Origin of the sequence: Streptomyces sp. NPDC007346 (assembly GCF_040703535.1) — a bacterium.
Classification (GTDB): Bacteria; Actinomycetota; Actinomycetes; order Streptomycetales; family Streptomycetaceae; genus Streptomyces.
In genome coordinates this window covers 1-14,906 of record NZ_JBEYKR010000164.1, presented here as the reverse complement: position 1 = coordinate 14,906, position 14,906 = coordinate 1, and the positions used below count along the sequence as shown (strand labels likewise).

Sequence of the window (14,906 nt, the reverse complement as noted above, 5' to 3'; positions counted from 1 at the left end):
CCCGCCGCCCATGCGGCGGGCAGCGTCGTGAAGGTGACCGGATCCCAGGGCGACTGGCAGTTGACCGTGGACGGTTCGCCGTACACCGTCAAGGGCCTGACCTGGGGCCCGTCCGTCGCGGATGCCGAGCAGTACATGCCCGATGTGCGGTCGATGGGCGTCAACACGATCCGTACGTGGGGCACCGACGCCACCACGAAGCCCTTGCTGGACACCGCGGCGGCCAACGGCATCAAGGTGATCGCCGGGTTCTGGTTGCAGCCCGGCGGCGGTCCCGGCAGCGGTGGCTGTGTGGACTACCTGACGGACACCGCCTACAAGAACGACATGCTCGCCGAGTTCCCCAGGTGGGTGGAGACCTACAAGGACCATGAGGGCGTCCTCATGTGGAACGTCGGCAACGAGTCGGTGCTCGGGCTGCAGAACTGCTACAGCGGCGAGGCCCTGGAGCAGCAGCGTGACGCCTACACCACCTTCGTCAACGACATCGCCAAGAAGATCCACGAAGTCGACCCCGACCACCCGGTCACCTCGACCGACGCCTGGACCGGGGCCTGGCCGTACTACAAGAAGAACGCGCCCGACCTCGACCTGTACGCCGTGAACTCCTACGACGCCGTTTGCGACATCCGCTCCACCTGGGAGGAGGGCGGCTACGACAAGCCCTACATCGTCACCGAGGGCGGGCCCGCCGGGGAGTGGGAGGTGCCGGACGACGCCAACGGCGTACCGGAGGAGCCCACCGACGTGGCGAAGGCGGCGGGGTACAAGAGCGCCTGGGAGTGCGTCCAGGACCACCCCGGGGTCTCGCTCGGGGCGACGCTCTTCCACTACGGCACCGAGTACGACTTCGGCGGCGTCTGGTTCAACCTGCTCCCCGCGGGTGAGAAGAGGCTCTCGTACTACGCGGTGAAGGAGGCGTTCGGTGCCGACACCTCCGGTGACAACACCCCGCCCGTCATCAGCGGGTTCAGCGTCGACGACGCCACCGCCGTCCAGGCCGGCCGGACGTTCCGGGTGAACGCCTCCGTCGCCGACCCGGACGGGGACGCGCTCAGCCACGAGGTGCTGTTCAGCTCCAAGTACATCGACGAGGACGGGCAGTTGACCGAGGCGGCCTTCACCGACCGGGGCGACGGCACGTTCGACGTGACCGCCCCGGACAGGCTCGGCGTCTGGAAGGTCTACCTCAAGTCGACCGACGGGCAGGGCAACGTCGGCATCGAGACCGCGTCCTTCAAGGTGGTGCCGCCGCAGGTCGCAGGGGTCAACCTGGCCCTCGGCAGGACCGCCACGGCCTCGACCCACCAGGCCGACAGCGTCGGCTGCCCCTGCCCGGCGGCCAACGCCGTCGACGGGTCCTTCGACACCCGCTGGGCCAGTGACTGGGCCGACCAGCAGTGGATCCAGGTCGACCTGGGCGCCATCACCTCCTTCGACCACGTCCAGCTGGCCTGGGAGGCCGCCTACGCCAAGGGCTACACGGTCCAGACCTCCACGAGCGGCGAGGACTGGACCACCGTCCACACCGAGACCGCGGGCAACGGCGGCATCGACGACATCGAGGTCGCCGCGAGCGGCCGCTACGTCCGCGTGAACACCTCCGAGCGCGGCACGCCGTGGGGCAACTCGCTCTACGAGTTCGGCGTCTACCGCAGCTGACCCCGCCGGACGGCGAGACCTGCCGCACCGTTCTCTCCCCGCTGCCGGTGCGGTGGGACAGTCCGCGGCGACCACGGCGATCCGTGGCCGCCGCGGACTTCCCGTGCGTCAACTCCCGTGCGTCAACTCCCGTGCGTCAACTCCCGTGCGTCAACTCCCGTGCGGCGCCGAGGAAAGCTGGGTAGCCTAGGTTTCTGCCTAGGGCTCCTAGGTTTGTGTGGCGGGCGGCTGCGGCCGGTGGAGGTACGAGAATGGTTCGCGCGGGTCTCACGACCGAACGAGTGGTGGCGGCCGCCGCCGACCTGGCCGACTCCATCGGCTTCGACCAGGTCACCCTCTCCGCCCTGGCCCGCGGCTTCGGGGTGAAGGACGCCAGCCTCTACTCGCACGTCAGGAGCGTCCAGGACCTCCGCACCCGCGTCGCCCTGCTGGCGGCGGGCGAGTTCGCCGACCGGCTGGGCGAGGCGGTCGCCGGCCGGGCCGGGCGCGAGGCGCTCGCGGCCTTCGCCGACGCCTACCGGAAGTTCGCGCTCGAACACCCCGGGCGGTACCAGGCGACCCAGCTGAAGATCGATCCGGCGGCGGCCCAGGAGTCCAGCGCCTTCCGCCGGACGGTCGGGACGATCTACGCCATGATGCGCGCCTACCGGCTGCCCGAACCCGATCTCACGGACGCGGTACGGCTGTTGCGCTCCACCCTGCACGGCTTCAGCGATCTGGAGGCGGACGGCGCGTTCCAGGCGGCCCGGGACGTCGAGGCGTCCTGGGAGCGGGCCGTGGAGGCGCTGCACATCGCACTGGAGCACTGGCCGTCGGGGCCGGGACCGGGAGGCGGCGCCACGACTCCCCCTTCCCCCTGACCTTCACCTTCATCTTCACCGACGAGGAACGGAGACAGCGATGACAGACACGACGGCCGTGCGCGAGGGCCTGCTCACGGTGGACGGCGCCACCCTGCACCACGAGGTGCGCGGCCAGGGGCCGTTGCTGGTGCTGATACCGGGCGGGAGCGCCGACGCCGGGATCTACGACACGGTCGCGGCCGAGCTGGCGGACCGGTGGACGGTGGCCTCGTTCGACCCGCGCGGCTACTCGCGCAGCCCGCTCGACGGCCCGGTCGCGGACCAGCTGCCGCGGACGCACGCCGAGGACGTCGTCCGGCTGATCGAGCTGCTGTCGCCGGACGGAGCACCGGCCGCCGTCTTCGGCTCCAGTTCGAGCGCCGTGGTCGCGCTGGACCTGCTGGCCCGCCACCCCGGCCGGCTGAGCCGGGTCGTCGCGCACGAACCGCCCGTGGTGGAGCTGCTGCCCGACCCGGGGGCGGGGCGCGCGCTCTTCGCCGCCGTACGGGAGTCCTTCCGCCGGGAGGGGGTCGCGGCGGCGATGGCCACGATGGCGGCGGGGCTCGCTCCGGACGAGGGGGAGACCCCGGCGGGAGGCGAGCCGGCCGGCGACGGGCCCGCGCCTGAGGAGAAGGCGGACCCCACCCCGGAGCAGGCCCCCACCCCGGAGCAGGCCGCCACCTTCAGCCGGATGCACGCCAACCTGCCCGTCTTCCTGGAGCACGTGCTCTGCCCGTTCAGCGGGTACGTCCCCGACCTCGTGGCCCTCGAGTCCGCCGCCGCGCGGCTGGTCGTCGGCGTCGGGCAGGACTCGCGGGCGCTCCTGCCCGCCGTGGCGGCCGAGCGGCTGGCCCGGCGGGTGGACGGGCGGGTGGCGGAGTTCCCCGGCGGGCACATCGGCCTCACCGAGGACCCCCGCGCGTTCGCCGCCCGCCTGCGCGAGGTGCTCCTCGCCTGAGGCCCCTCACGGTGCGGCCCCGGCACGGACGAAGGCTCCCGGCCATGGCGGCGAACCACCACGGCCGGGAGCCCGCGGGCGGGCGGCACGGGCTCAGGCGACGAACCCCGCGCGGCGCTCCGCGTGTTCCCGGACCAGCTCCGCGTACCGGCGGCCGCTGGTCTTGACCGTACGGCGCTGGGTCGCGTAGTCCACGTGGACCAGGCCGAACCGCTTGTCGTAGCCGTACGCCCACTCGAAGTTGTCCAGCAGCGACCAGGCGAAGTACCCGGCCAGCGGCGCGCCCTTGGCGACCGCGCGGGCGCAGGCGGCGAGGTGCTCCTCCAGGTAGCGCACGCGCTCCGGGTCGTGGACCGAGCCGTCCGCCGCCACGGTGTCCTCGTAGGCGGAGCCGTTCTCGGTGACGTAGACGCGCTCGACGCCGTACTCCTCGGTCAGCCGCAGCAGCAACTGCTCCAGCCCGTCCGCGTACACCTCCCAGTCCATGTGGGTGTGGCGCGCGTCGGCCACCGGGACCTGCGTGAACCGCGGCGCGGGGCCGGAGGGGTCGGCGGTGACGATCTGCCGGAAGTAGTAGTTCAGCCCCAGCCAGTCCAGCGGCGCCGCGATGGTCTCCAGGTCGCCCGGCCGGACGGGCAGTTCGACTCCGTACAGCTCGACCATGTCCTGCGGGTAGCCGCGTCCCAGGATCGGGTCCAGCCACCAGCGGTTGATGTGCCCGTCGGCGCGGTGGGCGGCGGCGAGGTCGGCCTCGCTCGCGCTCGCGGGCTCGATCGGGCTGAGGTTGTTCACGATGCCGACGCGGGCGTCCGAGGAGGCCGCGCGGATCGCCTGCACGGCGAGGCCGTGGCCCAGGTGCAGGTGGTAGGAGGCGCGCACGGCGGCGGTGAGGTCGGTGAGGCCCGGGGCCATCCGGCCCTCCAGGTGCCCGATCCACGCCGAGCAGAGCGGCTCGTTGAGCGTCGCCCAGTCCTTGACCCGGTCGCCGAGGCGCTCGACGACGTGGGAGGCGTACGCGGCGAAGTGCTCGGAGGTCTCCCGTACGGTCCAGCCGCCCCGGTCCTGGAGCGCCTGCGGCAGGTCCCAGTGGTAGAGCGTGGCGAACGGGGTGACCCCGGCCTCCAGGAGCCCGTCGACCAGCCGGTCGTAGAAGTCCAGCCCCGCCTTGTTGACCGGCCCGTCGCCGCCCGGTACGACGCGGGGCCAGGCGAGGGAGAACCGGTAGGCGCCGGCGCCGACCTGCTTGATCAGGCCGATGTCCTCGGGGACCCGGTGGTAGTGGTCGCAGGCGATGTCACCGGTGTCGCCGTTGTCCACCTTCCCCGGGGTGTGCGAGAACGTGTCCCAGATGGAGGGGGAGCGGCCGTCCTCGGTGACGGCCCCCTCGATCTGGTACGCGGCGGTGGCGACGCCCCAGGTGAAGTCGGCCGGGAGGGCGTTGAGGTCACTCACGTGCTGCCTTTCTGCGGAGGTCACTTGACGGCTCCGGCGGTGAGTCCGGCGACGAGGTAGCGCTGAAGGAGCAGGAACCCGGCGACGATCGGCACACTCACCACGAGCGAGGCGGCCATGACCTGGTTCCAGTAGACGTCGTTCTGCGTGGCGTAGCCCTGGAGGCCGACGGAGAGGGTGCGGGTGGCGTCGTTGGTCATCACGGAGGCGAAGAGGACTTCGCCCCACGCCGTCATGAACGAGTAGACGGAGACGGCCACGATGCCCGGCACGGCGGCCGGCACGACGACCCGGAAGAGGGCGCCGACCGGTCCGCAGCCGTCCACCAGGGCTGCCTCGTCGAGGTCCTTCGGGATGGAGTCGAAGTACCCGATCAGCATCCAGATGGAGAACGGCAGTGAGAACGTCAGATACGTGAGTATCAGGCCGCCGCGTGAACCGTAGAGGGCGACGCCGGTGGAGCTGCCGATGTTGACGAAGATGAGGAACAGCGGCAGGAGGAAGAGGATGCCCGGGAACATCTGCGTGGAGAGCACCGTGACGGTGAAGACCCGCTTGCCCCGGAACTTGTAGCGGCTCACCGCGTAGGCGGAGAACACCGCGATGGTCACCGAGAGCACCGTCGCCGAACCCGCCACGATCAGCGAGTTGACGAAGTACTTGGCGAGCGGAACGGTCTCCCAGATGTCGAAGTACGGCTGGATCGTCAGCGTGGAGGGGATCCACTGGAACTTCCCCGACACGTCCTGGAGCGGCTTCAGCGAGCTGCTGACCATCACGTAGACCGGCAGCAGGACGAAGCCGGCCAGCAGTGTGAGGACGATGCGGCGGGTCCACAGGAAGGACTGCGGCGCGGCCATGGGGGAGCGGGTCCGCGACCGGGCGGGCCCGGAGGTCCGCGTGAGGCTAGACATCGGCGCCCTTCCTTCCGCGTGAGGTGAGGATCAGGTAGACGGCCGTCACCAGCAGCAGGAAGAGCAGCAGCAGGACGGACATCGCCGATCCGGTGCCGAAGTTCCAGGTGACGAACGAGGACTGGTAGATGTGGATCGAGATGAGGTCCGCGTTCTCCGGCGCCGATTTCCCGAACAGGACGTACGGGGTGTTGAAGTCGTTGAACGTCCAGAGGAAGAGCACGAGGACCAGCACCTGGTTGACCGGGCGCAGCGAGGGCAGCGTGATCTTGCGGATCTGCTGCCAGACGCCGGCGCCGTCGATCGAGGCGGCCTCGTACAGTTCACGCGGGATGTTCTGAAGGCCCGCCATCAGCATGAGGAAGGCGAACGGCCAGCCCTTCCACACCGAGACGATGATCAGCGTGTAGATGCTGTTGTCGCCGATCAGCCAGAAGGACGGTTCGTCGGTGATCCCGAGCTGGTCGTGCAGCACGTGGTTGATCAGGCCGTTGTCCCGCTGGAACATGAACGCCCAGGTGATGACGGCGGCGTAGACCGGCAGGGCGTACGGCACGAGGAAGATCGCCCGCAGGACGCCGCGGCCCTTGAAGCTCTCCTGGAGCAGGATCGCCGCCGCCGTGCCCAGCAGCCAGGCGAACCCGACCGAGAAGAACGTGAAGACGCAGGTCACGAAGAACGAGTGGAGCAGGGCCTCACCGATCGGCGCGTCGAAGTCGACGGCGATCTTGTAGTTGTCGAGGCCGATCCAGGGCGCCGCACCCCAGTTGTTGATGAAGAACTGCGTGAGCTGACGGAAGCTCATCACGATCCCGATGATCATCGGGATGATGTGGATGAGGAGTTCCAGCAGGACGGCGGGGAGGAGCAGGAGATAGGGCAGTCCGCCTTGGCGGATCCGGTCGGGGATGCGCGGCAGTCTCCTGCGCGCACCCCCGGTGCCCCGGCTCTTACCCTTGTCGGTCGACTTGTCGACCTCAGGGTTGGTGACGGTGGCGGTCATGGATCAGGGCCTCACTGCTGCATCGTCTGCTGGGCCTTTTCGAGGCGCGCCTTGACGGAGTCGGTGGTCACGGGGCGTCCGGCAGCGGCGTCCGCCCACAGCTCCTTGACCGCGGTGCCCACGGCCGTCTCGAACTGAGACTCGTTGGGGACCTGGGGGAGCGGGGCGGCGCTGGTGGCGAGGGTGTCGCGCAGCACCGCGAGGTCGGGCGCGCCGAAGGCCTCGTCGGCCTGGGCCGTCTTGACCGGCGGGATCGACCCGTAGGTCTTGTTGAGGTGCTTCTGCTCCTCGTCGCTGGTCATGAACTTCACGAACTTCTTCGCGCCGTCGATGTTCTTGGTGTTCTTGAACACCGCGATGTTGATGCCCGCGACCATGGAGTTGACCTGCTTGCCCGCACCCGGGGTGCCCGAGGGGACCGGCACCGGGGCCGCGCCCCAGTCCTCCGGCTTCATGCCCTGGGCGGCGAAGGTGGAGGCGGCCGCCTGCCACAGCACCATCGCCGTCCTGCCCTTGGCGAAGTCGGTGAGCGACTGGTTCTGGGCGTACTCCGCGTTGCCCGGAGCGATGATCTTGTCCTTGGCCATGAAGTCGATGTACTGCTTCACAGCGGCGACGGCACCGTCCGAGGTGAAGGTCGCCTTGCCGTCCTTGTCGAAGAAGTCGGCACCGTGCTGCTGGCCCAGGACGAAGGTCTGGTGGATGTTGTTGGAGAGGTTGCCTCCCTCGGCGCCCAGACCCCACTTGCCGCCCTTGGATATCTTCTTCCCGGCCGCGACGAGGTCGTCCCAGGTGGCCGGAGGCCCGTCGACGCCCGCCTCGGCGAACATCTTCTTGTTGTAGTAAAGGGCGTACGCCAGTGAGTACAGCGGCACGGCGGCGGGCGGCTCGCCCTCCTTGCCGGCCGAGGCGACCGCCGAGTCGACGAAGCGGTCACGGCCGCCGATCGCCTCGAAGTTCTCCTCGTCCCACGGCAGGAGCGCGCCGGTCGCCTGGAGCGACGCCGACCAGGTGTTGCCGATGTTCAGCACGTCGGGGCCCTGGCCGGAGGCGGTGGCCGCGAGGATCCGGTTCAGCAGGTCGGCCCACGGCACGACCTCCAGCTTCACCTTGATCCCGGTCTCCTTCTCGAACTTCTTCAGCTCGGGGGTGAGGATCTCCTTGTCGGCCTCGATGCTGGGGCCCTGGTTGGAGGCCCAGTACGTGAGGGTCTTCGGGGACTCGTTGCTCCCCGTGTCGCTCGACCCGCCACCGCAGCCGGTGGCGGCTGCGACGATGGCGATGGCGAGGGTGATGGCGCTTGCGGCTCTGGCGTGACGCATGTGAGGTGGCCCCTTTCCGGGGATGGCAGCGTTCGGGAACCGAACGGCCTCCATGACTTAATTTATGCCGTGATTTAAGAGGTGAGAGAAGGTCGCGTCAAGGCCTGGGACCGGGTATGTTCCTGGACGGGAAGGAGCAACATGGCCGAGCGCAACAGACGAACCGTGCGTGACCTGCGGCGGGGCAACCGGGCGAGGGTATTGCAACGGTTGTATTTCGACGGCCCGCTGAGCCGTCAGGAGCTCGGACCCGCCACCGGGCTGAGTTCGGGTTCCATCAGCAACGTCGTCGCCGAACTGTCCGCCGAGGGGCTCCTCCAGGAGGCCGGCATCGTCGACTCCGACGGCGGCCGCCCCCGTACGCTGCTGAGGGTCGCCCCCGACGGCGGGCTGCTGGTCGGCATCGACATCGGGGAGACCCGGGTGCGCGTCGAGCTCTTCGACCTCTCGCTGACCGAACTGGCCCGCACCGAAAGACTGCTGGCCCAGCACGGGTACGACGTCGACCGCATCGTCGCCCACGTCCGTACGGGCGTCGCCGACGTCCTGCGCGACGCGGGCGCCGACCCGCGCCGGCTGCTCGGCATCGGCGTCGGGGTCCCCGGCATCATCGAGCGCGAAGGGCCGCAAGGCCCCGACGGCAAGCGCACCGCCGTCGTGCACGGCCAGACCATCGGCTGGCACGCGGTCCCCTTCGAGCAGCTGCTGCGCGAGGCCGTCGACGTACCGCCCGAGGTGCCCCTCTTCATCGACAACGGCGCCAAGACGCTCGGCCGGGCCGAGATGTGGTTCGGGGGTGGGCGGGGCGCGGGCGCCGCCGCCATCGCGCTCATCGGCTCCGGGGTGGGCGCCTGCGTCGACCACGGGGACATCCTCGCCGAGGACCGCACGAGCCTCGCCCTCGAATGGGGCCACACCACCGTCCAGCTGCACGGCCGCCGGTGCCGCTGCGGCTCCATCGGCTGCCTGGAGGCGTACGCCGGCGCCGAGGCGCTGCGCGAGCGCTGGCGCGAGGCGGGCGGCCCGCTCCCCGAGAACGCCGACGACGAGACCGCCCTCGCCGCACTCCTCGCCGCCGCCTACCCCCCGCCCGGCGGCCCCGCCCCGGACCGGGTCGCCCTCTCCCTCCTCGACGAGACCGCCGCCTGCCTCGGCGCGGCCCTCGCGGACCTGGTCAACCTGTTCCGGCCCGAACGCATCCTGCTCGGCGGCTGGGCGGGCCTCCTGCTCGGCCCCCACCTGCTCCCCGAGATCCGCCGGTACGCGGGCGAGTACGCCCTGCGCCACGCGGCGGCCCGCACCACCATCGAGATGGGCCGCCTCGGCCCGGACGCGGTCACCGTCGGCGCCGCCACGCTCCCGCTCGCCGACTTCCTGACCAGGGGCGGCAGCCGCCCGGCCGCCGCCCCCCGGCCGGACGGCACGGGCGCGCCGCAGCGGACGGCGACGGCGGCGGAGACGGTACGCAACCGGAGCCGGACGACGACGAGCTGAGGGGGGCCGGGCGGCCTCAGGCCCAGCGGGGGTCGACGTGGCCGAGCCACGCGTCCTGACCGTCGGCCAGCGGCTGCGCCAGCGGCAGCGGGGCGAACCGGCAGGCGAACCGCATCCCGGCGTCGACCCCGTCGCCGTGCACCCGGTGCTCCCACGCCTCCGGCGCGTCCGGCGGGGCGTCGAGCAGGAAGAAGGTGGTCCTGCGCGGCTGCCCGGTCACCGGGTGCGGCCGGTCCTCCACGGCGAGCTGCCGGACGACCGTGCTGCCCGTCAGCCCGGTCTCCTCGGCGACTTCGCGCAGCACGGCCCGTGCCCGCTCCTCGCCCGGACCGACGCCGCCCGCGGGCACCTGCGTACCGGCCTCCGGAGCGTCCACGTGGTCGAACACCAGCAGGGCGGGGGAGGGGTGACGCCGGATCACGTAGGCGGCGACCCGGATGCGGGGTGGAGTCATGCCCCCATCCTCGCGCGGGCGCACGGCCCACCGGCGGCAGGGCCCCCACCTCGCCGGAGCCCCGCCCGCTACGCCGACCCCCGCACCACCAGCTCCGGTTCGAAGATGACCGAGGTGGCGGGGGAGTCGGGGCGGGCCAGCCGGTCCAGGAGCAGGCGGGTCATCTCGGCGGCCATCTCCTCCACCGGCTGGCGCACCGTGGTCAGCGGCGGGCGGCACGCCAGGGCCGCGCTGCTGTCGTCGAAGCCGACCACCGCCACGTCCTGCGGCACCCGGCGGCCGTGCTCCCGCAGCACATGGCAGGCCCCCATCGCCATCAGGTCGTTGGCGGCGAAGACCCCGTCCAGATCCGGGTGCTCCGCCAGCAGCCGCCCCATCGCCGCCTCACCGCTCTCCTGCGTGAACCGCCCCTCGGCGATGGGCGTGTACGGGTGCCCGTGGCGCGCCATCGTGTCGCGGAAGCCGGCCAGACGGGCCTGGCCGGCCGGCACGTCCAGCGGGCCGCAGATCGTCGCGATCCGGCGGCAGTCCCGGGCCAGCAGGTGCTCGGCCGCGAGCCGGGCGCCGTCCTGGTGGGCGAGATCGACGTAACTGATGGGGACGGGCCGGGCCGGGCGCGCGAAGAGCACCGCCGCGAGCCCCGCTTCCGTGATCAGGCCGGGCAGCGGGTCCTCGGCGTGCGTGGAGACGATGAGCGCCCCGTCCGCGCTGCCCTGCCGCAGGTACGCCACCACCTCGTCCCGCGCCCGCGAGGTCTCCGCGAACATCAGCACCGGATGCATCCCGCGCGGGCGCAGGTAGTTGACCACCCCGGTGACCACCCGGCCGAAGAACGGGTCGGCGAACACCTGCGCGGTGAAGGAGCCGTCGTCCCCGGCCGCCCGTGAGCCGGGGTCCTCCCGGTCCGCCCCCGGCTCGACGCCCGCCCCCGACACCACCAGCGCCACGGCGCCGGTGCGCCGGGTGACCAGGGAGCGGGCCGCCCGGTTCGGCGCGTACCCCGTGACGGAGACCGCCTGCCGCACGACCTCCTGGATCGCCGGATCGACGTTGCGCACACCGTTGATGACCCGGGAGACGGTGGCGCGCGAGACACCGGCCGCCCGTGCCACGTCCTCCAGGGTTGGTGCTCCCGCCGACCGCAGATCATCCGTCATGAGCGTCTTTATAGCACTTGCGGAGAGCGCTCTCCATGTGGAACCGCCCGCGCCCCCGGCCCATCGGGCACGAGGCGGGCGAGCGTGCCCGGCGGGTCCGGGGGCGGAATCCGGCCACACACCCGGCGAAGGCGGCCGACTATCACGATTTGCTTGTGATCAGCCTGCGCACCGCCCTACGTTGGCCGCTTGCGACGTGTCCCAACGCCAGTGGGGGAGCCCAGTCATGGCCGCAACCGGTCGGCACCGCAGATATCAGCCCAGCCGGATCAACCGTGCCTCGCTCACGGTGACCGCGGGCGGCGCGGGCATAGCACTCCCGCTCATCACCGCCGCCTCGGCGGGAGCCGCCTCGGGAGAGGTCTGGGAGAAGGTGGCGGCCTGTGAGTCGAGCGGCGACTGGGTCGTCAACACGGGCAACGGCTATTACGGCGGGCTGCAGTTCAGCGGTCCGACCTGGGCGGCCTTCGGCGGTACGCAGTACGCGCCGCGCGCCGACCTCGCCACCCGCGACCAGCAGATAGCCGTCGCCGAGCGGGTGCTCGACGGCCAGGGGCCCGGAGCATGGCCCACCTGCTCCGTGAAGGCCGGTCTCACCCGGGGCGGGGACGCACCCGGCACCACCGCGCAGAGCGCGGGCAGCAGGCCCGTCCAGGCCGCGGCGCCGCAGAGCGCCCCGCCCCGGCAGCCGAAGGTGGCACCCGCCGCGGCGACGCCGACGCATGTGCCGGGCAAGCGGGACGCGTACACCGTCGCGAGCGGCGACTCGCTCTCCGGGATCGCGGACGCCCAGCGGGTCCGGGGCGGCTGGCAGAAGCTCTACGCGGCCAACCGCACGGTCGTCGGCGACAACCCCGACCTGATCTTCCCCGGCCAGCGGCTGAGCCTCACGCCGCGCGGCGGGGACGGGGCGAGCGCCCGCAAGCCCGCACCGCAGCAGACGCAGAAGAAGCAGGCGGCGCCCAAGCCGCCCGAGCGGCAGGCGGCCGAGCCCCGGGCCGAGAAGACGGAGAAGGCGGAGCCGCGCACGATCGAGCAGCGGGCGGCGGCACCGACGACGGCCCCGCCCAAGGCGGCCGAGCAGAAGCAGGCGGCGCCCCAGCAGGCCGAGCCGAAGAAGACCGAGCAGAAGCAGGCCGCGCCCCAGCCGCCGAAGCCGGCCCCGGCCGAACGCGCCGTGGAGCGCTCCGGCATGAGCGCCCCCGTCGCCGCCTCCACCGGAACGGCGTACCGGCAGGCCGGCTCCTGGTCCAGCGGCTACCACACGGGCGTCGACTTCCCCGTACCGACCGGGACACCGGTGAAGGCCGTGGCCCCGGGCCGGGTCGTCTCGGCCGGCTGGGCGGGGGCGTACGGCTACGAGGTCGTCGTCCGCCACGAGGACGGCAAGTACAGCCAGTACGCCCACCTCTCCGCGCTCAACGTGAAGGAGGGGCAGCCGGTCTCCGGCGGGCAGCGGATCGCCCGCTCCGGCTCCACCGGCAACAGCACCGGCCCGCACCTGCACTTCGAGGTCCGCCTCGGACCCGGCTACGGATCGGACATCGACCCGCTGGCCTACCTCAGGGCCGGCGGCGTCAGAGTCTGAGCCGTCCGCTCCGCGTGCGGGGCGCCGGCCGGCTCACCCCGCCGGTCGTGCCCCGCCCGGTGAGGACCCCCGAACTCCACCCGGGGAACCGCACTCCCCGGCCGCAGGGGCCGCGGCGGAGCGTACGTCGACCCGGTGGCGGCCGGTGCCCCCTCGGGCCGTGCCCGCGCGCCCACCGCACGGTCGCCCTCCGCCTCGACGGTGGCCACCGCGCCTCGCGGCCTCAGACGTCCTCGCGTGGCCGCGGCCGCGGCCTGCTCCGCGCCCAGCCGCTCCTTCGTCAGCAGGACCAGACCGCCCGCCGCCAGCGCCCCGCAGGAGAGCGCCAGGACCGTGCCCACCGCGCCGTGGCGGAAGTGCTCGCCGAACAGCGTGATCCCGATCGCGGCGGCCACGACGGGGTTGACCACCGTCACCGTAGCCAGCGGAGCGGCCAGTCCCGCGCCCCGGTAGGCGGCCTGGGCGAGCAGCAGGCCCGCCGCCGCCAGCCCGGCGATCACCAGCAGCGTCGGCAGCCCCGAGCGCACCGAGCCGGACGTCCACTCCATGGCCACGGTCTTCGTGAACACCGAGGCCATACCGAACGCCCCACCGGCGGCCGTGGCCAGCACCGCGCTCCGCAGCACCGGCCGGCGCAGCGCCCCGGCGAGCAGGGTGAGCGCGCCCACCGCCCCGAAGGTCACCGTGGCCAGTGCCAGCTGCTCGGGACCGCGCAGGGTGTGCGGCTCCGCGCTGCCCGTGAGGGCCAGCAGCCCGACGAGACCGGCCGTCGCCATGAGCGCGCCACGCCAGGCGGTGGCCCCGGCCCCGCGCCCCACGAAGAGCGCGGCCATCGGCAGGGCGAAGACGATCGTCAGCGCACCGAGGGGCTGGACGAGGCTGAGGGGGCCGTAGGCGAGGGCCACCACGTGCAGGACCGCGCCGACCCCGTTGAGCAGCACGGCCACCCACCAGACCGCGTTGCGCACCAGGGCGCGCGGGGAGTTGTCGCCGCGCGCGGCCACCCGCTCCTGGACGATCGCCCCGGCCGCGTAGGCGACCGCGGAGATCAGTGACAGCAGCACGGACAGCGCGAGGGGGCTCATGTACACCACGATGTCCTGTCCGGGGCACCACGTCGTCGTCCTTGAGACGTCACTTGCGCGTACTGCCCCCGTAGTACGGACGTCGGACCGAGGTCCTCCCTCGACGGTAGTCCCGTCGGCCCCGGCCGTCAGAAGTTGTGCCCCGGCGGATACGGTGAGCCGCGAAGCCGGCACACGCGGTCGCCGGACACCGGCCGCGCTCCGGCGCCGACCCGGTGATCGTGGCGAGTGAGGAGCGGGGCATGGACCTGGCGCAGGCGGCGACGGTCGGCGGCTTCTTCGCGCTGCGGACCGAGCCGGTCCCCGGCGGTGCCCACCGGCCGCTGGCAGAGCTGTACGCGGGCGGGACGGCGCCTGTGACCGCGCGGGTCGACAAGGTCGCGGCGCGGCTGGGCGCCCCTGAGCGCCGGGTCGCCGCCTCCATCGCCCATCTCGGCCTCGCCGCCCGGCTCTGGTCCGTCGCGCTGGGCCCGGCCGCCCTCTTCGGGCGGTTCCCCGGCCTCGGACCGGACATCCTGCACTGGGACCCGCTCCAGACCTCGCCGGAGGACCTGTGGCTCGCGGACCTGGAGGAGCTGCCCGGGACGGCCGAGCGGATCCGCGAGCAGGTCCAGTACGGGCATCTGGCGGAGCTGGCCGAGGCCGTCCGGCGCGACGGGAACATCTCCCCGCAGCTGCTGTGGGGCAACGCGGGGTCCGCGCTCGCCGGGGCCGTACGCGAGCTGGTCACCTGGTCGCGCGGGCAGGGCCGCCCGGACGTGGCGCAGCGGGCCCGCGCTCTGGCGGCCGAGCTGTTCGACCACCCCGACCTGCGCTCCACCGGCTCCCCGCACGGCCCTGCGTTCCGGCGGCGCAGCTGCTGCCTGTACTGGCGCTGTCCGGGCGGCGGGCTCTGCGGGGACTGCGTCTTCGACCGGGCGCCCAGGCCGCCGCAGGCGGCCTCGTAGCGGCGGTGCCGGCCCGAGCGGGCCGGCA

General features: G+C 72.5%; 13 protein-coding genes. 6 read left to right on the top strand and 7 right to left on the bottom strand.

Features of this window, described 5'->3' with window-relative positions; all coding sequences use genetic code 11:
- From AB0917_RS29715 to AB0917_RS29705, 3 genes are all read left to right on the top strand, one after another.
- On the top strand, positions 1-1,662 hold a 1,662-nt coding region (locus AB0917_RS29715; RefSeq protein WP_366822764.1), incomplete at its 5' end, for a discoidin domain-containing protein.
- A gap of 251 nt (positions 1,663-1,913) precedes the next feature.
- On the top strand, positions 1,914-2,522 hold the full coding sequence (locus tag AB0917_RS29710; RefSeq protein WP_366822763.1) for a TetR-like C-terminal domain-containing protein: 609 nt from the start codon (positions 1,914-1,916) through the stop codon (positions 2,520-2,522).
- Positions 2,523-2,562: 40 nt separating this feature from the next.
- Positions 2,563-3,462 carry an alpha/beta hydrolase gene (locus AB0917_RS29705; protein ID WP_366822762.1) on the top strand — a complete coding sequence of 300 codons (900 nt, stop codon included), beginning with the start codon at positions 2,563-2,565 and terminating at the stop codon, positions 3,460-3,462.
- Positions 3,463-3,555: 93 nt separating this feature from the next.
- Here the strand turns inward: AB0917_RS29705 and AB0917_RS29700 are convergent, their stop codons facing one another.
- From AB0917_RS29700 to AB0917_RS29685, 4 genes are read right to left on the bottom strand one after another with little or no spacing between them, the layout of a single operon-like run.
- Positions 3,556-4,914 carry a GH1 family beta-glucosidase gene (locus AB0917_RS29700; RefSeq protein WP_366822761.1) on the bottom strand — a complete coding sequence of 453 codons (1,359 nt, stop codon included), beginning with the start codon at positions 4,912-4,914 and terminating at the stop codon, positions 3,556-3,558.
- 20 nt (positions 4,915-4,934) lie between these two features.
- Positions 4,935-5,828, bottom strand: coding sequence for a carbohydrate ABC transporter permease (locus tag AB0917_RS29695; RefSeq protein ID WP_161263335.1), 894 nt, complete (start codon positions 5,826-5,828; stop codon positions 4,935-4,937).
- Positions 5,821-6,831 carry a sugar ABC transporter permease gene (locus AB0917_RS29690; protein WP_366822760.1) on the bottom strand — a complete coding sequence of 337 codons (1,011 nt, stop codon included), beginning with the start codon at positions 6,829-6,831 and terminating at the stop codon, positions 5,821-5,823. The genes AB0917_RS29695 and AB0917_RS29690 overlap by 8 nt, the downstream gene beginning before the upstream one ends.
- A gap of 11 nt (positions 6,832-6,842) precedes the next feature.
- Complete coding sequence (locus tag AB0917_RS29685) at positions 6,843-8,153, bottom strand: sugar ABC transporter substrate-binding protein (RefSeq protein ID WP_366822759.1); 1,311 nt, start codon at positions 8,151-8,153, stop codon at positions 6,843-6,845.
- A 141-nt stretch (positions 8,154-8,294) separates the two neighbouring features.
- On the opposite strand from AB0917_RS29685, the gene AB0917_RS29680 reads away from it, so the two are divergent.
- Positions 8,295-9,647, top strand: a complete 1,353-nt coding sequence (locus AB0917_RS29680; protein WP_366822758.1) for an ROK family transcriptional regulator — start codon at positions 8,295-8,297, stop codon at positions 9,645-9,647.
- 16 nt (positions 9,648-9,663) lie between these two features.
- Here the strand turns inward: AB0917_RS29680 and AB0917_RS29675 are convergent, their stop codons facing one another.
- Positions 9,664-10,101, bottom strand: a complete 438-nt coding sequence (locus tag AB0917_RS29675; protein ID WP_366822757.1) for an NUDIX domain-containing protein — start codon at positions 10,099-10,101, stop codon at positions 9,664-9,666.
- A 68-nt stretch (positions 10,102-10,169) separates the two neighbouring features.
- The gene (locus tag AB0917_RS29670) at positions 10,170-11,258 is read right to left on the bottom strand and encodes a LacI family DNA-binding transcriptional regulator (RefSeq protein WP_366822756.1); all 1,089 of its coding nucleotides are present in this window, start codon (positions 11,256-11,258) and stop codon (positions 10,170-10,172) included.
- Between the two features lie 226 nt (positions 11,259-11,484).
- Between AB0917_RS29670 and AB0917_RS29665 the strand changes: the two genes are divergently transcribed.
- Complete coding sequence (locus tag AB0917_RS29665) at positions 11,485-12,846, top strand: peptidoglycan DD-metalloendopeptidase family protein (protein ID WP_366822755.1); 1,362 nt, start codon at positions 11,485-11,487, stop codon at positions 12,844-12,846.
- Here AB0917_RS29665 and AB0917_RS29660 read toward each other — a convergent pair.
- Positions 12,816-13,940: a DMT family transporter gene (locus AB0917_RS29660; RefSeq protein WP_366822754.1), complete on the bottom strand. Its 1,125-nt coding sequence runs from the start codon at positions 13,938-13,940 to the stop codon at positions 12,816-12,818. The two genes, AB0917_RS29665 and AB0917_RS29660, sit on opposite strands and share 31 nt — an antisense overlap.
- Before the next feature lie 233 nt (positions 13,941-14,173).
- Here AB0917_RS29660 and AB0917_RS29655 point away from each other — a divergent pair, with 233 nt between their 5' ends.
- Positions 14,174-14,878 carry a (2Fe-2S)-binding protein gene (locus AB0917_RS29655; protein WP_366822753.1) on the top strand — a complete coding sequence of 235 codons (705 nt, stop codon included), beginning with the start codon at positions 14,174-14,176 and terminating at the stop codon, positions 14,876-14,878.
- Positions 14,879-14,906: the final 28 nt, after the last annotated feature.